This is a genomic window from Undibacterium sp. Tian12W, assembly GCF_049339405.1.
Classification (GTDB): Bacteria; Pseudomonadota; Gammaproteobacteria; order Burkholderiales; family Burkholderiaceae_D; genus Undibacterium.
Window position 1 is genome coordinate 1 of the sequence record NZ_JBMPPK010000035.1, and the last position, 20,822, is coordinate 20,822.

Annotated in this window: 16 protein-coding genes; 9 read left to right on the forward strand and 7 right to left on the reverse strand. The window is 46.9% G+C overall.

All coding sequences use genetic code 11. The features are described 5' to 3' along the window. Positions 1 to 149 precede the first annotated feature (149 nt). Entirely contained in the window at positions 150 to 392 is a 243-nt protein-coding gene (locus ACO0LI_RS28815; protein WP_423037137.1) for a hypothetical protein, read from the forward strand. Positions 393 to 438: 46 nt separating this feature from the next. On the opposite strand, the gene ACO0LI_RS28820 is transcribed toward ACO0LI_RS28815, so the two are convergent. Together ACO0LI_RS28820 and ACO0LI_RS28825 are read right to left on the reverse strand one after the other, a co-directional pair. Beyond that, positions 439 to 897: a hypothetical protein gene (locus ACO0LI_RS28820; RefSeq protein ID WP_423037139.1), complete on the reverse strand. Its 459-nt coding sequence runs from the start codon at positions 895 to 897 to the stop codon at positions 439 to 441. Between the two features lie 16 nt (positions 898 to 913). Continuing rightward, positions 914 to 1,231 (reverse strand): DUF4258 domain-containing protein, encoded by a 318-nt coding sequence (locus ACO0LI_RS28825; protein ID WP_423037141.1) that lies wholly within the window; start codon positions 1,229 to 1,231, stop codon positions 914 to 916. 391 nt (positions 1,232 to 1,622) lie between these two features. On the opposite strand from ACO0LI_RS28825, the gene ACO0LI_RS28830 reads away from it, so the two are divergent. From ACO0LI_RS28830 to ACO0LI_RS28840, 3 genes are all read left to right on the forward strand, one after another. Next, entirely contained in the window at positions 1,623 to 2,966 is a 1,344-nt protein-coding gene (locus ACO0LI_RS28830) for a hypothetical protein (RefSeq protein WP_423037143.1), read from the forward strand. Positions 2,967 to 3,031: 65 nt separating this feature from the next. Then, the gene (locus ACO0LI_RS28835) at positions 3,032 to 3,889 is read left to right on the forward strand and encodes a DNA adenine methylase (protein ID WP_423037145.1); all 858 of its coding nucleotides are present in this window, start codon (positions 3,032 to 3,034) and stop codon (positions 3,887 to 3,889) included. Positions 3,890 to 4,354: 465 nt separating this feature from the next. Next, a complete protein-coding gene (locus ACO0LI_RS28840; protein WP_423037147.1) occupies positions 4,355 to 4,570 on the forward strand; it encodes a hypothetical protein in 216 nt (71 codons plus the stop codon). Between the two features lie 246 nt (positions 4,571 to 4,816). On the opposite strand, the gene istB is transcribed toward ACO0LI_RS28840, so the two are convergent. The 3 genes from istB to ACO0LI_RS28855 all read right to left on the reverse strand — a co-directional run bounded on the left by istB (position 4,817) and on the right by ACO0LI_RS28855 (position 7,714). Beyond that, positions 4,817 to 5,557 (reverse strand): IS21-like element helper ATPase IstB, encoded by a 741-nt coding sequence (gene istB, locus ACO0LI_RS28845; RefSeq protein ID WP_423037149.1) that lies wholly within the window; start codon positions 5,555 to 5,557, stop codon positions 4,817 to 4,819. A gap of 24 nt (positions 5,558 to 5,581) precedes the next feature. Then, a complete protein-coding gene (gene istA, locus ACO0LI_RS28850) occupies positions 5,582 to 7,078 on the reverse strand; it encodes an IS21 family transposase (protein WP_423037203.1) in 1,497 nt (498 codons plus the stop codon). A 264-nt stretch (positions 7,079 to 7,342) separates the two neighbouring features. Next, positions 7,343 to 7,714, reverse strand: coding sequence for a helix-turn-helix domain-containing protein (locus ACO0LI_RS28855; RefSeq protein WP_423037151.1), 372 nt, complete (start codon positions 7,712 to 7,714; stop codon positions 7,343 to 7,345). Between the two features lie 806 nt (positions 7,715 to 8,520). Here ACO0LI_RS28855 and imuA point away from each other — a divergent pair. The 5 genes from imuA (at position 8,521) to iteS (ending at position 17,617) form a co-directional block, all read left to right on the forward strand. Next, positions 8,521 to 9,267 (forward strand): translesion DNA synthesis-associated protein ImuA, encoded by a 747-nt coding sequence (gene imuA / locus ACO0LI_RS28860; RefSeq protein WP_423037153.1) that lies wholly within the window; start codon positions 8,521 to 8,523, stop codon positions 9,265 to 9,267. Continuing rightward, a complete protein-coding gene (locus ACO0LI_RS28865; protein WP_423037155.1) occupies positions 9,200 to 10,669 on the forward strand; it encodes a Y-family DNA polymerase in 1,470 nt (489 codons plus the stop codon). Before imuA ends, ACO0LI_RS28865 begins: the two co-directional genes overlap by 68 nt. Before the next feature lie 6 nt (positions 10,670 to 10,675). Next, positions 10,676 to 13,816, forward strand: coding sequence for an error-prone DNA polymerase (locus ACO0LI_RS28870; RefSeq protein ID WP_423037157.1), 3,141 nt, complete (start codon positions 10,676 to 10,678; stop codon positions 13,814 to 13,816). Between the two features lie 335 nt (positions 13,817 to 14,151). Continuing rightward, entirely contained in the window at positions 14,152 to 15,324 is a 1,173-nt protein-coding gene (gene iteA, locus ACO0LI_RS28875; RefSeq protein ID WP_423037159.1) for an anti-phage ATPase IteA, read from the forward strand. Then, on the forward strand, positions 15,275 to 17,617 hold the full coding sequence (gene iteS, locus ACO0LI_RS28880) for a S8 family anti-phage peptidase IteS (protein ID WP_423037161.1): 2,343 nt from the start codon (positions 15,275 to 15,277) through the stop codon (positions 17,615 to 17,617). Before iteA ends, iteS begins: the two co-directional genes overlap by 50 nt. Before the next feature lie 292 nt (positions 17,618 to 17,909). Here iteS and ACO0LI_RS28885 read toward each other — a convergent pair whose 3' ends face one another. Both ACO0LI_RS28885 and ACO0LI_RS28890 read right to left on the reverse strand, forming a co-directional pair. Next, a complete protein-coding gene (locus ACO0LI_RS28885; protein ID WP_423037163.1) occupies positions 17,910 to 18,779 on the reverse strand; it encodes a hypothetical protein in 870 nt (289 codons plus the stop codon). Beyond that, positions 18,779 to 20,536: a caspase family protein gene (locus ACO0LI_RS28890; protein WP_423037165.1), complete on the reverse strand. Its 1,758-nt coding sequence runs from the start codon at positions 20,534 to 20,536 to the stop codon at positions 18,779 to 18,781. Before ACO0LI_RS28890 ends, ACO0LI_RS28885 begins: the two co-directional genes overlap by 1 nt. Positions 20,537 to 20,822 lie beyond the last annotated feature (286 nt).

Sequence of the window (20,822 nt, forward strand, 5' to 3'; positions counted from 1 at the left end):
ACTTTGATACTCTTTCATCTTGAAACTCCTTCTTTTGGTAGAGATAGAAGTTTCAAACCGACCGCCGTATAGGTCAAACCTTGAGGAGTCCCCCGGCAGAGCCGGGGGATTACCTTATTTATTTAGCCAGCAAACAAAGGAACATCAAAATGCGAAGAATCACCGCACAAGCATTCGATTTAAACAATAAGAACATCGGCAAACAATTCGCTGACGTGGAATTTTTTGCAGGCCAGGCAGCATCAATCATCTATAAAAACGAAAGCTACTACCCAAGCGGCAAAACTGGAACAAATATAAGGACCGGCGAATACGTTCAGGAACTAAATGCAAAGAACGACTCTTTAAGAATTTGGATAAATAAACAGGTAACGATAATCTGGGAAGACTAAGAAAAAACCCGCCGAAGCGGGTCATAAAATAAAGCCGCATTACCGTTCAGGCAGCTTCCAACTCTTGATCCTCAAACTTTGAGACCCATTTATTTCTTGCTTCTGAAACGATAATTTTGGTATTTGCAATACGGTCAATCAAATTTAAAACATCTATCATCGAGCAAACTTTTGCATTGCCATTATGTTTCGCAAGATACAAAGATCGAATAAAAAATTCGACTGCCTTAGGTATCTTTCCGTTTTTCTCCCACTTCGCAACAGCCTGCTCGCTATAGCCGAGTGTTTTCCCTAATGATTTTTGAGATAAAAGCATACTACTTCTAATATAACGAAATTCTGCGCCGGTTAACTTTCCTGGCTTGTGACTCAATGCTTTGCAAATCGCTTGAGTCAATCCATCCGAATCTTGAAACGAAACTCCGTTACCATATTTTGTTTTGTGCTCAATGTACCCGTTGGTCAGCCATACATTGCGCAGTCCTCCGTCGGTATAATGATACATAGTATTTCCTTAATTTTTAAATAGCAGTTACAAGCACCAAATTTGGATCGTCATCACTTATAGCAACAACAACCCTCACGTCCGTTCCTGCCACAAAGTACTCCATTCTGCATTTAACATCTCCCTTAAACGAATCAAACTCTGGATGCAATTTAATTCTGCCCTTGCGAAGCGTCTCAAAAACCCACGCCTGTAAAATTTTCCGTTTTTTCATTTGCACTAAAACATGCTCTGTAAATATCACGTTAGGCGTTACCAATGATTCTTTTCGGATGTATTTTTCAAGCTGCTCCTTTGACCACTTCGTTCTTGGAATTGTTTTCTTAGTAGCCATATTTTTTATCGGTTCAGCATATACAAAATATAGGTGTAATTACTTGAAATATCAACAATGTTATCCACAGATAGGTCAATAATTTACCCAAAAATGATGAATTTCCTGTGGATAACTTTTATATCTTGCTTGTTGATAACTTTGTTGACAACTCTATGGGCAGTTAGTCAATTTTAATTGCACCATTGTTTATCTGCAAATTCTTCTTAGCCAAGAACACTTAAATGTGTGCTACAAACGCAATCTGACCTGCACGGTAATAATCCACTCCATCAAAAAATATTAAATATAAAAACACAATATTTTACATATTTATATAGACAATAATATAATCCATTTTTACAATTGGATACACAAATCCAAGTAGCCCAACCAACCGATAGGATTCTTTATGTCGAATATCACAGTTCCAATCACTAAACTCACATTTGACTTAGAAAATCCGCGATATGTGCCACAAAAAAACCAACGGGAAGCACTAGAAAGAATACTCCTAGACAATACCGCAAAGACAATCGCTCTTGCAGAACACATTGTGTCTAACGGGCAAAACCCTATAGATATCGTAGCAGCCATTCCTACAGGAAAAAATGATTATGTTGTCGTTGAAGGCAACAGAAGAACGGCTGTGCTCAAGGTTTTAAATAAACCCGTGTTGCTTGACTCGATTCCAGCTGATGCTGGCGCAGGTCCATTTATAAAAAAAATGAAGAGCCTGGCGTCGAAAGTCAGCAAGTCGGCGATTTCCAAGCTGCAAGTATTTGTTTTTGAAACGCGAGAAGAAGCAGATGTATGGATTCAGCTGAAGCACACAGGTGAAAATGAGGGAGCAGGAACTGTTCCATGGGATGGCATCCAAAGAGCAAGGTTCCGAAAAGGTGATGCAGGATTAAACATTCTGGATTTTGGCAAAGCGAACAATTGGTTCACTGAAGAAGACTTAACCAGTCGAGGACCGTTTCCAATATCGACACTAAACCGAGTTTTGGGAGACCCTGCAATTAGAACCGCTCTTGGACTGACTTTGTCTGGAGGCAAGCTAGATGCTACCGTGCCAGTCGATGAACTTGCAAAAGGCATTAAGAAAGTGGTCCATGATCTAGCAACAGGGAAGTGGAATGTTACTTCACTGAAGTCAAAACTAAACCGTCAGAATTACTTGGCACAATTTGCCTCAAAAGACCTACCGTCAAAAAATAGCGCAGTTGCGCCCTGGCGCGTTGACATAGACAATCCGCCACAAACGCCGACTTCAGCGCCCTCGCCAAAGACACGCAACCCCAATCGGGCAAGAGCAACTCTTATTCCAAGCACATTTGTTATTCGTACAAATCAAACGAGCCCCAGATTACAAAAAATCTATCAAGAATTGAGGCGGCTCCGAGTTGAAACCAATCCAAATTCTGTTGCCGTCCTTTTGAGAGTATTCTTTGAATTAAGCCTCGATGACTATATAGCTCGAAATTCTATTCAGCTACAATCAAAAAGACCTACCTTAGCCGAAAAAACTAAAGGCGCTCTCGATTTTTTAAAAGCCCAAGGCAAGCTAGACAAAAATCAAATCGACCTAATAAATCGCTTTGCTAGTGATGATCCAGCGGATCGCGCCACTTCTACTAGCATAACAACATTACATGCATTCGTTCATAGCAGGCACGGACATCCTCTACAGAGTGAATTGCAACTCATTTGGGACAATATTTCTAGTTTCATGTTTGAGATTGCACACACATAGAAATTTTGCTGGCCAGTTACATCCGTTTTCTATAAAGTTACGGCAAATCGTTATGTGGAGAAATTGTGGCAAACTTTCATTCCCCTCTGAGATATCCCGGAGGTAAAAATAAGCTTATTGAGTACGTAAAAGCTTTGTTTCGCCACAATGAACTGATGGACGGTGACTATGTTGAGCCATATGCAGGAGGGTCATCAATTGCGCTGGCGCTTGCAATACACGAATATGCTGCTCATGTTCATATTAACGACATCGATCCTTCAGTCTGGTCATTTTGGTATTCTGTATTAAACGACACCGATGAGCTATGTAAGAAAATATCCGACACCCCAATTAACATGGAAACCTGGATTAAGCAGCGCGAAATCCAAAAAAACAAAGCGGATGCTGACACCTTAACATTAGGATTTTCCACCTTTTTTTTAAATCGGACAAATCGGTCTGGGATACTAAATGCTGGTGTGATTGGGGGCAAAAATCAAGATGGCAACTTCAAAATCGATGCTCGCTTTAAAAAAGAAGATCTGATAAATAGAATTCAACTTATAGGCGAACACCGCTCTCGAATCAGTTTATATAATTTGGATGCTGTAACCCTATTAAAAGAAGTAGTACCAACTCTGCAAAAAAAAACTTTAGTGTATTTAGATCCGCCATATTATGTAAAAGGTGGCGACCTATATGAGCATCATTACAAACATGACGATCATTCTAAAGTAGCAAAAGCTGCAGCGAAAATTAAGCAGCATGTCATGATTTCTTATGATGACGTACCTGAAATTAGGGAACTATATAAAAAATATCAATTTGTGAGCTATAGCCTTAGCTATTGTGCGCAAAATAGATATCGAGGAACAGAAGCAATATTCTTAGGTAACACGTTGGAATGCCCAGGCTTAAAAGCCTCAATGCAAGCTGCTTAAATCCGCACAAAGAATCAAAAAACGGCTTGCCAAACAAATGGCAAGCCGAGTCTTTCTAGAACAATCCAACCGGGTCACTTCCCCGATCCCATGAATAGATAATTACTTCCATTCTATCTACGGCCTTACCGCCTCCCCCGACACTGTACTTTATCGGCACAGTATCAATCTCAAAGTCAGCAAATATTCGACGGATATGGCCCCTACTTTAGTCTTTCCAACAGTGGGCGCTCGCGTCTACTTCAAGACGGAAACCCGCCCGCGATCCGGCGTCGTTACCGCAATCGTGCCTGACATCACCAACGGCAGGAAACACGTATGGGTGCGCGTAGATCACAGACTGCCTGGCATTCACTACTGCGTACCAGTAGATGAAAACTGCTGACGAACTACAGGGACATAGTCCGCGCCCTTGTGACTGTCACAGAGTTAGAGAGTCCTTGGGTGCAAGCTATCAGTGAAAGCATGGCAGGCATCGTCGCTAATTTTGTTTTTCTGAGTGGCGACAAAAACCCGCTGAAATACGACCAAGACGACCGACGTTATTTCGTTTTGGATGCACCAAAAAAACCAAAATTTATTGATCCGCTAACTGGCAAATCAGACAAATTGCAGTCTCTTCCACCAGGCACAGACGTACCCGCCTACCTCAAAACCCTGATAGAAAGAATTGAAAAATGACCTCAACCATGTCAAAAATCCGCAAGGCAATAGCCGCCGTTGCAGCTGCAATTAAAAAGGCGACAAACTGCATATTCCATTTAGTTTGACCACCTAATCCGGTAAAACGCGACCACCGAATACGATATTTTTTGACCACACTATTTTTTATACCTGCTTTATGTAATCTGACAATCTGGAAAAAAAAGGGACATTGCTGTCCCTTTACTCAAGATTTGTTTATTTTTTGGGAATTAGTCTCTTCAATTATATTTCCAAAGGTCTTTTCCGTTTTCGCAGAGATTCACCGGTCAATTTAATTCGATGGGAATTATGAGCCACTCGATCTAAAAGAGCATCTGCGATAGTATCGTCCCCTATCAAACTATGCCAATTTTCAACGGGATACTGACTTGTAATTATTAGAGATTTTTTGTTTACTCGTGCATCAATAATTTCAAGTAGATCGTGTGCAGCAGACGCAGAAATTGGCTTTATTCCAAAGTCATCAATGATTACCAAATCCAACTTAGTTAATTGATTTAATAGTTTTCTGAAGCTGCCGTCAAGGTGGGCGACCTCTAGTTCCTTCAGCAAAGTTGGAGTCCAGTTATAGCTTGCCGACAAAAGGTTCCGACATGCTTGTTGGGCAAAAGCGCATGCAAGCCAGGTTTTGCCATTTCCGGTTGCGCCGGTGATTATCAAATTGTGATGATTCTTAATCCAATCACATAATGACAGAGAAGCTACATACTGCTTATCCAGGCCGGATCTGTTTTTATATATCACATCCTCCAGCATTGCATTTTCTTTTAGCTTTGCGCCTTGAAGTAAGCGTGTTATTTTCTTACTTTCTCTTGAGGTAAATTCACTGTCAACAATAAAGGAAATGCGTTCTTCGAATGACAAGTCATTTGCATGTGTCGATGTCAGTTGCTGTTCGAGTGCTGTTGCCATTCCATGGAGCCTCAGCGAATTCAGTCGTTCAAGAGTGTGTTGCATCATCATAGTTATTCCTTGTACCCAAAGTTATTATTGGTAATAGTTAGGACCGCGAATATTTGTGTGTGGTGGCTGCACAAATTTTTCCTCTTGAGATTCCAAGTGAGGCAGTGGTAAAGACTCCGTGCCACTTTGCAATATTGATTTTACGGATTTGAGAGTCAAAACTTTTATTGCACATGCCCGTCGGCATGCCATCTCGATTCTGTCCAATTCGAATTTATTTTTTAGATTAATTAACCCTACGCAAGATTTTTGCCCAGCATATGGCTCACCACGATCCACAAGATGATATTGGACAAATTTGGCGGCAAACTGGCCAACTTTTTTCGCCCAATCTCTTATAGTTTCTGGAGTCCACATTTGAAAATATACATGCTGCGACGGCATATGTTCCGTAAGGGTAGTTTTTTCGCCGACGACATCGCTTATTTTTTGATTTGCTACTCGCTTCCCATTAAATAAAATTTCGATTACATCGGAAAGAATTCGCAGCTCGATTTTTTGCCTTATAAGAGTGTATGGAACGCTGTAGTAGTGGCCAAGATGCTCAATATGATAATCAGGGCCTACAATTACTTTCCGAATCTGTGAATATTCAAAATCCTGAACTGGCAGAGGACCTAAAGCAGGTCTGTCGATTTCCTCATACCGCGTTCGGCGGCATCCTGGAATTTTTTTAAATGGTCGATTATTTAAATCTTCCAACAATTTTTTAATTTCAATATTTAAGTCTGCGATTGAGAAAAAAATTTGATATCTCAGTCGAAGTAAAATCCAACGCTGTACAAGAAGCACGGCTCCTTCTACTTTTGGTTTATCTTTTGGACGACGAACCCGTGCGGGGATTATTGCCACTCTAAAATGTTCAGCAAATTGCTGATAGTTGATTTGAATCTTCGGTTCATAAAGATCCGGTTTGCTTACCGCTGATTTCAAATTGTCGGGTACGATTATTTTAGGGACACCTGCAAAATATTTTAAAGCGTTTACATTGGCCTTGATCCAATGTGGAATTGTCTGACTAGGGAACGCTTCGCAATAAGTAAGATTGGACGCCCCGAGAACTGCAACGAAAAGCTCTGCGCTCTCACTTTCCCCTGTTTCGGGATTCACTATTTTGGGACGTTTTCCAGAAAAATCCACAAACATCTTCTCGCCAGCTTTGTGAATTTGGCGCATCGATATTTTTAAGGTGTTTCGGAATTGACGATAATGGTGGCAAAATTGACTGTATTTATACCCATTTTCCTCGCGCAACCTATATTCTTCCCATAGAAGATACAGCGTCATATTTTCACGCTGCATTTCTGCATGAATCTCTAACATGTTTGGTAGCGGGCGAGCAATGTTCCGATTTTTTGCTTTTCGCTCGGACAAGAGCTTCTGTTCCAATTGGGCGTCATCAAGCATCATTATTTCAGCCCAATTTAACTCAGCACGTTTTGCAGCGCGAACTAAATTTCCTACTGTGTTATGGGAAACTCCAAAAATTTTTCCAACGGTCCGGTTCGACATGCATTGCACCAGACTTAGCCGCAATATCTCTCTTTTTTCTCTCAATTTCTTGCCTTTACTTTATTCTGGGCGAGCCTAAACAACGATCCTAAAAAGGATCTTTTTCATTTGATATTTATTGGGAGGAACGCGAGCGAACCCAATCGCCGCTTGACAAGCGTCGATTGTAGTCGTAGAGTACAGTCATCAGCTGCCCAGTTGATGACGTAGTACTTCGCGGCCCACTTAGGTGGGCCGTTTGCTTTCCACCTTCTTTTTATCGTTTTATATTCATCAGTTTTCCTTTATTTGATATTTTTTGCAGATTGACTCGATTTGTAAAAAATCTTCATCTTGTAAAGATAAGATTGTTTGAACAAATAAATGGGCAGTCGAATACCCTGCAGTGCACAATCCTTCTGGCAGTTGAAGTACGCGCTGCGAAGTTTGAGCTGCGAAAATTAGCGATGCAGCGAGGTTCGGCGTTAAGTTAAGGGCTTCAGATAATTTCTTTAATAGTGCGCTGTTGCTAGGGCTTGATGTACCATTTTCTATGCGCGATAGATAGGACTCACTAACACCAATAAGGCTGGCAAAAGCCCTCTGTGAATAGTTCATTTTGACGCGATGTTGACGTAGAAATTTTCCAAGCGGGGTTTCTTGCATTTAATTCTCTGAGCTTCAAACAGATTTGCCACTTTATACAATTTCATCCTTTCTTGCAAGTAGTAAAATACTGAACGAAAACAAAGACTTACGAATTTAATTGAATCGATTTTTTAATTTTTTTTTCTTTCGAAATGCATCAAAAATCACTTTTTTTCGGGCAAATTATTTAAATATTTTCTTTTCACTTGAGAAAAAAATAAAAATAAATGTTTAACTCAGTCGTATAAGGAAGGTCACCATAAAAAGACCTGCTCCATCAGGTAGCAGGTCTTTTCTTAACTTGCTGATCTGCACTATATCAACTCGCAAAATTGAGTAGTTAGAACGACTCCCAATCTGGAGTACTAGAAAGGACTAGTTTTGCAAGTGCAGGTTGCGCAATATTGCGCTCGACTAATTTTAGACGTACGTTGACCTTGGCATTACTAGTGCCAGAGGTACTGAGCTCAGCACACGGTTTTCACTATTTTGTGCTGCATAATGGATATGCTGATTGAGACTCGCTTTACCCTCTCTCCAATTTCTTACAAGTACCGGCAGCATCTTCGCCATGATTTAATGAATCCAACAATAGCTCGTTCTTTTTTCATTTAATGTAAATAAAACTAGATATTTAAATAATTATTAAATCGTTGCAAAAATGATCCGTTAACTTGGCATAGCGGAAAATCTCCCCGCCACCATCTCCCATTTCCAAGAAATCAACAACGGAAATGAAGATGACATTTAATTTTTTTGTGCATATACTGTACATTCATTCAGTATTTAGCCGACCAAAAAATTATTTTCCCAGCAACAAAATCATGATTGCCCAGTCTCCCACATCGCCCAATCTGTCGAGCGTCCTCGGTAGCATGCCGCACGCCATCTGGCGGGCCAGCGAGATGGCTGTCTATAAAGCATCGACGCTTTCCTCTGGTTTCAAAGACCTGGATGCAGAGTTACCCAATGAAGGCTGGCCACGGTCATCGTTGATCGAGCTGTTAGTCCAGCAAGCAGGTATCGGGGAAATGCAGCTCTTGAAGCCTGCCCTGGCAACGATCGCCAGGTCACAGCGCATCGCCTTGATCCAGCCGCCCCATGCCCCCAATGGCCTGACGTGCGAGAGCTGGAATTTGCCCGCCGAACGGCTCATGTGGCTTAAAGCCAAAACAACCGCCGATGCCTTGTGGACTACCGAGCAAATTTTGAAGAACGGTAGCTGTGGTGCAGTACTGCTCTGGCAAACGAATATTCGCGCTGAGGCCTTGCGGCGATTGAACCTGGCAGCACAGACGACCGACACTTATTTCTTTCTCATGCGTCCAGTGTCAGCGCAAAGAGATACTTCACCGGCACCACTTCGTTTAGCCCTCCGACCGGCGCGAGCGGGTGTCAATGTGGAAATCGTCAAGCGGCAAGGACCACATTCAGAACTTATCCATTTCATTAACCTGCCTGACATGCCTGTCAGTCGCCACACCAACTCAACGGAACACGATCATGCGCATGTGGATCAGCCTGCACTTGCGATACCTACCGCTGGAAGCGCTACGTCCCTCCTGGTCTGAGCCTGGCCCCTATGTATTAATGGAACAAGACCGTGTCCTTACCGCAACCCGAGAGGCGGCAGCTGCCGGAGTGCGGCCTGCAATGCGGCGCAGCGGTGTTGCTGCAGTCGTACCCGACGCGGTCATGATAGATCGTGACATCCACAAAGAAGACATTGCCTTTAACACCATCGCGATGGCGCTTTTGCGGTTCACTCCCGAAGTCACCTACGCTGATGATTACTGTGTCCTCATGGACGTTACTGCCAGTCTGAGTCTGTTCCGTGGCCCACGGGCTATTTGCAGGCAGATCAAGAAATGCGTGCGTATGCTGGGATTTACCGCCACCATGGGCACCGCTCCAACCGCCATGGGCGCATGGCTGCTCTCCAGGGTGCCGTTCAGCAAGAAATATAAACAGGTCAGGCGTACCGTCCAAACAGGCACCATGGAACGCTTGCTGGAATGCTTGCCTGTTTTGCTTCTGCCATCAGCACATGACCATTTTGAATGGTTGCAAGGCATAGGATGTGACACCATTGGTCAGCTACGCAAGCTGCCGAGAGCAGGATTGCAGAGGCGTACCAACAAGCTCTTGCTTGAGGCCATAGACAAAGCCTTTGGCATGGCACCAGAGTTATTTGAATGGATCAAGACACCCTTGACCTTTGCGGCACGCATGGAGACGCATGATCGTATCGAGCATGCAGAGGCATTGTTGTTTGGTTCTGAGCGCCTTTTATTGCAACTGGTCGGCTGGCTAGTGTCAGTGCAAAAGGCTGTTTCCTGTTTTGTTCTCTTTCTGGAACATGAGCGTGGCCGTGCAGCCATCGCGCCATCCGTTCTCGAAATCAGTCTGGCCGAACCGGCATGGCACGAAGATCACCTGATCCGTCTGTTGAAAGAGAGACTCGGTCGGCTTGAATTAGTGGCTCCCGTTATTGCCCTCAGGCTGGAAGTCCTGCAACTGGTGGATATGTTGCCACCAACCGATTCCTTATTCCCTGAGCCTGGTGGCTCGCAGGAAGATCACAATCGCCTTTTGGAGTTATTGGTCGCTCGCCTGGGTAAAGAGAATGTACTGAAGCTTACGCCGTTAGCCGACCATCGGCCTGAACGTGCCAATTGCTGGGTGTCTGTCTCCACCAAATGCCCCAAGCAACAATCAGATTCTATCGACCTTGAGCGGCCATTCTGGGTATTAGAAAATCCCATCCAACTACTCATGCGCGATGACCGTCCGTTCTACAACTCGCCCCTCAAGCTGATTAAGGGGCCCGAACGTATAGAAAGTGGCTGGTTTGACGATGCTATGGCAGCACGCGACTACTACGTTGCCCAAGGCAGTGATGCAACCTGTTACTGGGTCTACCTTGAGCGGAGCTCAGATCCGCGCTGGTTTTTGCACGACTTGTACGCGTGAGTTGTCATGCTGACCTCATCGCTATTACCGGCCTACGCCGAGCTCCAGACTTTTACGCATTACAGTTTCCTGCGTGGAGCCTCATCGCCGGAAGACATGATTCAGCGTGCGGCGAAACTGGATTACCAAGCTATTGCTATCACGGATGAATGCAGTGTGTCCGGTGTCGTCAAAGCGCATGTGGAAGCCAAAAAGCATGGACTGCACCTGATCATCGGCAGCCAGATGCTCATCACCCCAGAAAATCACACACCCGCCTTCAATGTCATCATTCTGGCCATGAGCAAGAATGGCTATGGCAATCTGTGCGAATTGATCACGGTCGGACGTACCCGCGCAGAAAAAGGCACCTACCTGATCAGGCCAGAGGACATCGCCCATCCCAAAGGCGACCTGGCCCATTTAAAAGGCATGCCAGACTGCCAATTGATACTGGCCCCTACCTATGGGGTAGATGCCAGCACCCTGGCGTTACAGGCAGCCTGGTTGGTGCATACCTGCCCAGGCCGTGCCCGCATCGCCTTGAGTCTGCACAACCGTTCTAAGGACGACAGGCACAAGGATGTGGTCTATGCAGTTTCCGAGCAATACGGCTTGCCCGTGGTGGCGACAGGTGACGTGTGCATGCATGTACGCTCTTATAAACCTGTGCAGGACACCATGACGGCTATCCGCCATGGATTGCCAATCTCTCAATGCGGATACCGGCTGGCATCCAATGCGGAACAGCACCTGCGCTCGCGGCTGCGCATCGGTAACCTGTATAATCGGGAAGCGCTGGATGAGACCCTGCGGGTTACCAGACTGTGTACCTTCTCCCTGGATGAATTGAAGTATGAGTATCCAGAGGAATTTGTTCCTGCAGGTGAAACCGTCACAAGCTACTTGCGCCGCGAGAGCTATATCGGTGCCAACTGGCGATTTCCGGCAGGCATTCCCGAAACTGTGCAATTCCAGCTTGAATATGAACTGAAACTGATCGCGGATCTCAAGTACGAACCCTATTTCCTGACGGTGTATGACATCGTCCGTTTTGCACGCAGTCAGAACATTCTCTGTCAGGGGCGTGGCAGTGCCGCGAACTCGACTGTCTGCTATTGCCTGGGTATCACCGAGGTGGACCCGGCACGCGGCACCATGTTGTTTGAGCGCTTCATCTCAAAAGAAAGAAATGAACCGCCTGACATTGACGTGGACTTCGAGCACCAGCGGCGTGAAGAAGTGATTCAGTACATCTACAACAAGTATGGACGGCTGAGAGCGGCACTGACTGCCGTGATCATCTCTTACCGCCCAAAGAGTGTACTGCATGATGTTGGCAAGGCCCTGGGCATCGATCTGTCTGTCGTTGAAAAGGTCACCGAAGTGCGTCATGGCTGGAGCAGCGCTAACCTGGCACAACGCATGACAGACTGTGGCTTCGATCCTGAGTCAGCCATTGCCCAGAAGTGGTCCGATATCGCTGACAAGATGATGAAGTTCCCGCGCCATATGTCCCAGTACCCGGGAGGTTTTGTCATCTCCCATGAAAAACTCTCCCGTCTCGTCCCCATAGAAAACGCTGCCATGGAAAACCGCAGCGTCGTTCAGTGGGACAAAGATGACCTCGATGCCGTTGGCCTCCTCAAAATCGACATCCTCGCCCTTGGTATGCTGAGCTGCATACGGCGGGCACTTGACCTTGTTCCTGAGCAACGAGGCGAGCGATTTGAGCTATCAGACATCCCAGCAGAAGACCCAGCCACCTACGACATGATTTGTGCAGCGGACACAGTCGGTGTTTTCCAGATTGAGTCGCGAGCCCAGATGTCCATGCTGCCAAGGTTGCTACCACGCACTTACTATGACTTGGTCATCGAAGTCGCCATCATCCGGCCTGGGCCTATCCAAGGTGGGATGATTCAGCCCTATCTGCGTCGCAGACAAGGCATTGATCCAGTCAACTACCCAAGCAAGGAGATGGAAAAAGTCCTGTCCAGGACATTAGGCGTGCCGATCTTCCAGGAACAAGTCATGCAAATCGCTATGGTCGCGGCTGGCTTTAGTGCTGGTGAAGCCGATGCTTTGCGACGGGCCATGGCGGCCTGGAAGAAAAAGGGCAATCTGGAGCAGTTTGAACAAAAGCTCACTGAAGGGATGGCCGAGCGTGGTTATGCACCTGAATTTGCAGTAGGAATCATAGGGCAGATACGTGGCTTTGCTGAATATGGGTTTCCTGAGAGTCATGCGGCCAGTTTCGCCTTACTCGCATACGCCAGCAGTTGGCTGAAATGCCATGAGCCTGCCGCGTTCCTTTGTGCCCTGTTAAACAGCTTACCTATGGGATTTTACTCGGCGTCGGCTTTGGTACAGGATGGCAAACGCCATGGTCTCATCGTCAGAGATGTCGACGTACGCATCAGTAACTGGGATGCCAGTCTGGAACCTATACTGAATAAGCAGCCCGCAGTCAGGCTCGGGCTCAACAATATCAGCGGTCTCAAAAAAGATTCTGCCTGGCGCATCGAGGAAGCAAGGGCAATTAAGCAGTTCACCAACGTTAATGACCTTTCAGACAGAGCCAAACTGGACAGAAATGATATCCAGGCTCTGGCCAAAGCAAATGCGTTGGAATCCCTGGTGGGTAACCGCCGTCAGGCCATGTGGCAATCAGTCGTCAGTATTCCAGACAAAGGACTCTTGCGCGATGCCAGCGTTCTTGAAGAAAATCTCGAATTGCCTGCGCCTACAGAAGGAGAAACTATCGTTGCTGATTACCAAAGCCTGGGCTTGACACTTGGACGACATCCCTTGGCATTGCTACGTGAACGACTGCGCAAAATGCGATTCCTGAGTTCAGACGTATTACACGTCAGTGCTGATGGCGTGCTGGCACGTGGTTGTGGAATTGTGATTGTGCGTCAGCGGCCTCAGACTGCAAATGGCGTGGTGTTTCTAACGATTGAGGACGAGGCTGGGACCGTGAATGTGATCTGCTGGCAGAGCGTAGTTGAAGAGTTCCGCAAGGAAATTTACGGCGCTTCACTTATTGGGGTGTATGGGCGCTGGCAGAGTGAAAACAATGTGCAGCATCTGATTGCTATGAGGCTGGTGGATTTGTCGCATTTGCTGGGTGAGTTGGAGACGAGGAGTCGGGATTTTTGTTAAGTCACCCTCTAATTATTTGAAATGCCAGGCTAATTTAATCTGTATTTATAATCTGGCGCTATTGGGGTCGTACTTCAAGTGTAAATACAGTTTAGGTAATTTATGTAACTTCGATTAATTTCGCAAATTCAGTATATTTGCTTTCAACTCAGATACATACGTAAAAGTGTAGCGAAGATTCATAAGCCGCAATCCTTAATATTAATTGCTGATTCGGCAAAATTGCCTACCATCAGGGTAAAGTGAAACGATTTGCAGAAATTTCGATACAATCCCAGCAAATTCCGTTACGATATCCAAATTTAACGGCTCAAAAGGCAGAAATTTAGTCTCAAATGGCTTTTCCACACCTATCTGAAGTATTGAAGATTCTCGACGGCGCCCTCCGATCTAATGCGTCAATGTCGACCAACTACGCCGGTCTACTGGCCGACAAGCTCGAACAAGAAGGTGACCGTGAGATCGCCATGCGTATCCGCGAGCGCCTAACACGCGCACCGACAGCGGTAGCCCACACACAAGACACAACCGGAATGATCGGTGGACTACCGGTTGATAGCGAGAGCCGACTCGACACGCTCGACATAAGCACCCCACAAAAAGGTAGTGTTAACCTCTGCCTGCAGAGCGGTACCACCAAACGCATCAATGAATTTCTCCAGTGCGTCAAGCATTATGATCGCTTGCACAGTGCTCGTGCGGCGACGCCACTACGCCTACTCCTCTATGGCGCTCCTGGCACTGGCAAAACACAATCCGCGCGCTGGATTGCCAGCGAACTAGGTTTGCCGCTTCTGACTGCACGCTGTGACACACTCGTCAGTAGCTTACTCGGGCAGACTAGCAAGAACCTTCGCCGCATCTTCGACTACGTCGAACAGCGGCCATGTGTACTCTTTTTGGACGAATTCGACGCTCTGGCCTCCGCTCGCGGTAATGAGCGAGACATTGGGGAGCTACAGCGAGTAGTAATTACATTATTGCAGAACATAGACGCTCTCTCAGACAATACCATCCTGTTGGCTGCCTCGAATCATGAGAAACTGCTTGATCCTGCAGTATGGCGCCGCTTTCCCTTCCAATTGCCGCTGCCATTACCAGATGCTGCGTTACGCCTGGAACTGTGGAAAAGCATGCTGGGTAGCTACGCACCAGACACCCTAGACTGGAATGCTTTAGCCGCGAAATCGACTGGAGCCGCGGGGGCTTTGATTGAGCAAGTCAGCCAGGATGCAAAACGCCAGGCCGTGCTCAATGGTCAAGCCGAAGTGGATGATGGAGAACTGTTTCGTCGTCTATCCCTATCTCTCGCATTGGCGCAAGGGCATTCTCCAGCAAGCCTGAGCGATGAAATCGTCTGGCTTCGTCAATGGGATGCGAAAATATTTTCACTTCGAGAACTTGCGCGTTTATATAATGTGTCAACAAGACAAATAAATCATTTTGTCAGGGAGGAACATGGCAACGCAGGTAAACCGACCAGAAAGAGGATCACCCAAGACCACTAATCCGATCACGCACGTCTCTTACGAGCGACGCGATTTGGTCGGCGTGGATCCACCTTCTGGCGGGGGTGGCAAGGAGTTGGTCCCAGTAACCAAAGAGCTTCGCATGGGTCTAGCGAAGTCCATGATTGAGGCCGCCAACCTGATCGCCTCTGAGGCAAGCTTTCACCCAGATGTTCCGGGCGTAATGGTCATGTGCATGCGTGACGTAGCAGTCGCAAAATCCCATCGTCCGCTCACGCTGATCGCCGAAGCAAACATGCCGCAGGCGGGGCACGGGGAGATTAATGAGATGCTGGTCGCAGTCAATCCGGTCAGCATCAAAAAGTTGGAACATGTGATCAAAACGCGAACGACGAAGGCGATTCGCAACAATTTGTCGGCAGTAGAACGATTTGATGCATGGGATATCAACCGACGGCTGCCGAAGTACGCACGAAACAAACCCTTAGAGCAGGTTCTTGCCTCGTTTCGTCAATTTGCTGGCCGGCTGATGGTTCGCCTGTTTTCCCACGAATCGGTCACGACAAACAGCCTTATCGTGGAACGCTTCGAACAGCTGCTACTAGCCCATGGAATCACATCCACGCCGCTGTCGCAACGTAATGGGCCACCACTTTTCCTGCTGGCATTGGACGAAGCGATGAGCGTCAATGCGTTTACTGCGATTATACAATTCCAAGGGATCCGTCATGCAAGACCGGAACCACGCATCCTACCAACGGCTGTAGTCATGCCCACGACTCAAATGACAATGCCAACATTTGCCGGACAACTTCCACTACCCGGTCTACCGGTTGTAGGAGTGTTCGATTCTGGGGTACATCCATTAAGTACGCATTTGAAGCCGTGGGTGGTAAGCCGAGACATCTATATACTTCCACCTGATACAGATTTTGAGCACGGAACTGCCGTCGCTTCGCTCCTAGTGGATAGCAGTGGCCTTAATTGCCAACATGCCTATTTCCCGACGGCGGTCGCCTGCCTGATCCATGATGTTTGTGCGCTTGAATCGGGATTAAACGGCGCACCACAGGGGGACTTGATCATCCGCCTTAGGGAGGCGATCGCAAAGCAGCCAAATGTTAAGGTATGGAACCTTTCACTGGGTGGATCTGAGATAGGAGACGACGAATTCTCCGAATTCGGCCGCGAGCTAGACGCTTTATCGGATACATACGGTGTTCTTTTTGTGGTTGCAGCTGGCAATTACAAAGGTCAACCCCGACGCGGATGGCCTGCACCTGCTTTAGATCTAACCGATAGAATTTCGACTCCTGCAGACTCAGTGCGCGCGCTGACGGTGGGCGCAATTACTCACCTGGAGAGCGCCACTAGCCTAGTACGTATCGCTGAACCGGCGCCTTACTCCAGGCGAGGCCCCGGACCCGTCTTCACGCCAAAACCCGATCTTGTACACGTCGGTGGCAACGCCGACGCATCGCTGCAGACTGCGAGAATCGGGGTGAACATACTCACCGGCAACGACACAATCAGCACAGGTTGCGGCACCAGCTATGCAGCCCCAATCGCAGCGGGTTTAGCAGCGCGCACATGGCAGACGCTTTCGACGCAAGGCCGTACGAATCCGCTCACGGCATCGCCCGCCATGGTGAAGGCACTCATGATCCACAGTGCACAGCTAGGCTCACCTGATCGCGCAGCGTTGGAGCGACGCTACTACGGTGCTGGCATGCCCGGTGACCCAATCGCCGTCCTGTACGATGCAGATTCTAGTTTCACAATGATGTTCGAGCTCGACATCGTGGACTCAATGAAGTGGCGTAAGTCGCCATTCCCGATTCCACCTTCACTACTCCAGGAAGGAAAGCTTAAGGCCGAGATCATCATTACAGTGGTTTATGCACCACCGGTTGATTCTTCCAAGGGAGCGGAGTATGTACGCTTTAACGTCGACGTAGGTTTCGGGCGTTTGTCGAACAACGCCAAAGGTCTCCCTACATTCGAAGGCTGCGTGCCTGCTGAAGGTGAGCTTGGCACGTCTGGATTCGAAGAAGCACAGGTAGAACATGGCGGCAAGTGGTCGCCTGTAAAGACATATAGGCGCATCTTCCCAAAAGGAGCTGCAGGTAATGTCTGGGCCCTACAGGCAACGCTGCTGCGTCGTGCATTCGAACCTCCGCTTGCACAACCTCTGCGCGTCGTCATCGCGGTCACGCTCCGATCTATCGATGGTAATCCAAAAGTTTATCAAGAAGGTCGCCGGCTGCTAGCCGCAACCAATTGGTTGCATCAGGATATCGCAACGCGCATCACCTTGCCGGTTCGTGTTTAGAAGTGCTTCGATCGCCACAACGGTAAATTCGTTCGCTCTTGATATCCGCCGTTTTACATCTGAAGAGTATCAGACGATAAAGACGTTTCAATCGGCAATAATGTGCGGTGTACTGGACATGTACAACAAATTTTTCAGGTATTGCTGGTAGAACTAACAAAATTAGTAGCGCTCTATGCCCTTATTAGGCCACAACTTTAGATCAAAGAATTCGATTTCGTTGAGATAGGAAGAAGGCTAAATTAATCAGATACGCAGGTAGCATGGCTACTACCTCGTTTTGGCAAGTTTTCTATATATTAATGGCATCGTAGATCCATTTCGCCACTTCAGCGTCGTCAAGATAGCCACTGATACCATGCCGATTGTCTGTGTGGTTCGAAACGTTCCCCTTATTTGAAATAGATGGGGAAATGTCCCAATTTGATTTATCTAGAGGCCGTAGGGCTACTACATCGCGCGGATCATATGCATTAAACCATTCCATAACGCCGTGAGGATTTGCTAATGAGGGTGGGATGAGCAGCTTTCGAATAGGATTCACACCAAGAGGTGAACCCACGGTGATAAGCCGTTTAACTTTTGCCCGGCACGATGGATCACGTAACAGACGATACATCACTATCGTACCCAATGAATGCGCAACAACCACACATCGTTCTTCAGTAAGCACATTTCTGATGATTTGGTTCACCTGGTTCTGAACAAAGGGATACGCCAGGTAAACATAGACATCTCGCACAAACAAATCGATCGCTGCAGCGCCGATCACCGTGTCATCAAATGTACGTAGGATGGCATGTACCCACTCCCAATTCTGCGGCCCTTTCTGGGTCGCTATGCCAGTATAGCGGCGCGCTATTTGTGCTTGAGTTATTCCGGATGCCTGCGCAAGCGCTTCCAGAAGTTGATACCGAAAATCGCCTTCAGCAGCATTAGCCATGCCACCTTTGGCCAATACGTCCACCACAAGCGGAGCATCAATCTCAGCGACCAATCTAGTTAACTCATCGCCGTAATACGGAAATTCGATGTCGCTTGTCGCCAAAGCAGGTAAACCAGCATTGCTTAGCCCGACCTCAAGTGAAGCAAGCCATGAAGATTTTAGTTCATCGCGATCCTTGCCTTGTTGGTCGCGACCGTGAACAAGTACGAGTCTCATTATTCGCCTTTTTTTAGCTCTTTTTCCAGGATATCCATTCCTTCCGCTGCAAACGTCGTCCACAAGGAAGGCTTCAGGTAGCACCGGGCAGCTTTAAGAGAATCCGGCATGATTGCCTCGAAGCGCCCAAGTGACATCCATCCTTGAGTAAGCATCGGCATTCCTGGTGCGAAATCTAAAGTAACGTGCTCCCTTGTTTCGAGCTGAAAAGCAAGCATTGCAACATCAAATGGAACAGGTTCAGGCTCATCATTCATGATGTGAAAAATCGATCGAACTCCCGCGAAATTACCTACCTGTGCATAGGCATATGCGGCGTAGATCCCAAGAGTAGGGTCTATCCGTTTTAGGACACGTAAATGGTCTGCAGCATATTCGGCGTTATCAAGGCGAAAAACTCCGTTGCGAGCGGCAACGGCCACGAATGCACGCCTCTGCTCGAGTCGTTCGCTGACTCGCTCGTAGTCCCAGTAGTTAGACGAGTGCAGCGATGGTGTGTAATTAACGGTGACTACCTGTCCATCAACCACTACAACGGTGCCTACATATCCAGGTAAGACGGAGAGTACGACACCCGATCCATCAGAAAACCGAATGGACGCAGTTCGACGTTCATATTTTCGGTCGTAGGTGGAGTTTTCATATACCTCATGGATACGAATATGTGTAGCTCCATCTTCAATAAAGATGTCACAAGAGGTACCAGTAATGAAAGCGCTCTTTAATTCAACTCCATGTACCGAAAAACCGGTGCGCGTCTCGAATCCTTCTCGGCCTTTAGCTTCGAGAATGGATGTCATATCACTTTGCACACCGTTAGAATCTGGTATGTCTGATAGCACGACAGGAGTCCTATCGAAGTACCCTTGTACCAATACACGCTCCTGAATTTTGTTGATAGTTTGCCTGAGCCCTGACGATGGAAATGTATTCACAACGACATCCTGATCTACTATATGTTGTGGCTTCACATTTTGGCCAATTACTGAAGCGACTTCGGCTAGATACTTTGGAAGAATCGTTTCAACTCGTGCGTCAGGGAACTGCATCAATTTGATGGATACCCTAGTAGCCGCTTGAGGTACCGCTCCAACAAGGTATATTTTGAGTTGGCGTGCAGGAACAACTTGACGCTGTGTATCGCTTACAATTACTGACGAAACCTGACCACGCAGTGCCTTCATCAAACAATCAGTAAACAGGCCACGATACGTCCGTGATGCTTGGTCCGGTGGTACCTCGAACGAGGGATTGCCTGGCAGCGTAGCGTAAAAAACATCTACCTCTGGAGCGGGACTCTTAGGATTTTGAACAGGAAATATCGTTCCCGGGGTTAGCATAACGCCGCGCCAATTTGCTGGGAATGATCTACATGCGTCCGAGTAGACGACAATGTGATCGATTCCACAAGTCCTGGCATTTGCAATGGAACCAAATACGTTGATTGCCTCGTTCTGATTATCGGGGGCATCAGATAATAGCCAGACCTCGCAATCAGGTCCCATGAGAACGCCATGCCCAGAGAAGTAAAGGACTAACTGGTCATATATTCCCGCTTCCGCAAATTTTTTGACTGCATCGAATACATCTTTATGAGAGACCTTTTTCGAGCCTTCATCGGTAAGCAAAACGCAATCAAAGCCCTGATTATTCGCCCAGTCAGCGACCTGCTTCGCACCAAATGCTGCTGCTCTCAGTGTTGGAAATGAGCTTGCTGTTTTATCCACGCCGATAGCCACCATTGCCTTACGCACCATAGAATCCCCTTATGTAAGATCTTTCGCAGGAATAGAAGCTCCCTTTTCCCAAATACAATTCACAATTGGAGAATTTAATGGAGTCCAGCAAACTCGGCAAATCGTTCACAACTCGGTGATGCCACCTACTGCCCAGTAGCCAAATCACAAACTAAACACGAGGTAAATTGGCAAATTCAAATAATTCCGCCCAGCTTTAGTATCATAAAGCCAGCAGCATTCAGGGTTTGTTGTAAATTAGGCACATGAACAAAATTTATACTTTTTGAAATTTTCGTCGGCCACT

Excerpts from the sequence above, each read along its gene's own strand:
- iteS (WP_423037161.1), top strand. The coding sequence starts at position 15,275 with ATGGCAACGCAGGTAAACCGACCAGAAAGAGGATCACCCAAGACCACT.
- ACO0LI_RS28815 (WP_423037137.1), top strand. The coding sequence starts at position 150 with ATGCGAAGAATCACCGCACAAGCATTCGATTTAAACAATAAGAACATC.
- ACO0LI_RS28870 (WP_423037157.1), top strand. The coding sequence starts at position 10,676 with ATGCTGACCTCATCGCTATTACCGGCCTACGCCGAGCTCCAGACTTTT.
- ACO0LI_RS28885 (WP_423037163.1), bottom strand. The coding sequence starts at position 18,779 with ATGAGACTCGTACTTGTTCACGGTCGCGACCAACAAGGCAAGGATCGC.
- imuA (WP_423037153.1), top strand. The coding sequence starts at position 8,521 with ATGATTGCCCAGTCTCCCACATCGCCCAATCTGTCGAGCGTCCTCGGT.
- ACO0LI_RS28825 (WP_423037141.1), bottom strand. The coding sequence starts at position 1,231 with ATGGCTACTAAGAAAACAATTCCAAGAACGAAGTGGTCAAAGGAGCAG.
- istB (WP_423037149.1), bottom strand. The coding sequence starts at position 5,557 with ATGATGATGCAACACACTCTTGAACGACTGAATTCGCTGAGGCTCCAT.
- iteA (WP_423037159.1), top strand. The coding sequence starts at position 14,152 with ATGGCTTTTCCACACCTATCTGAAGTATTGAAGATTCTCGACGGCGCC.
- ACO0LI_RS28830 (WP_423037143.1), top strand. The coding sequence starts at position 1,623 with ATGTCGAATATCACAGTTCCAATCACTAAACTCACATTTGACTTAGAA.
- ACO0LI_RS28865 (WP_423037155.1), top strand. The coding sequence starts at position 9,200 with ATGCGCATGTGGATCAGCCTGCACTTGCGATACCTACCGCTGGAAGCG.
- ACO0LI_RS28820 (WP_423037139.1), bottom strand. The coding sequence starts at position 897 with ATGTATCATTATACCGACGGAGGACTGCGCAATGTATGGCTGACCAAC.
- ACO0LI_RS28855 (WP_423037151.1), bottom strand. The coding sequence starts at position 7,714 with ATGCAAGAAACCCCGCTTGGAAAATTTCTACGTCAACATCGCGTCAAA.
- ACO0LI_RS28890 (WP_423037165.1), bottom strand. The coding sequence starts at position 20,536 with ATGGTGCGTAAGGCAATGGTGGCTATCGGCGTGGATAAAACAGCAAGC.
- ACO0LI_RS28840 (WP_423037147.1), top strand. The coding sequence starts at position 4,355 with ATGGCAGGCATCGTCGCTAATTTTGTTTTTCTGAGTGGCGACAAAAAC.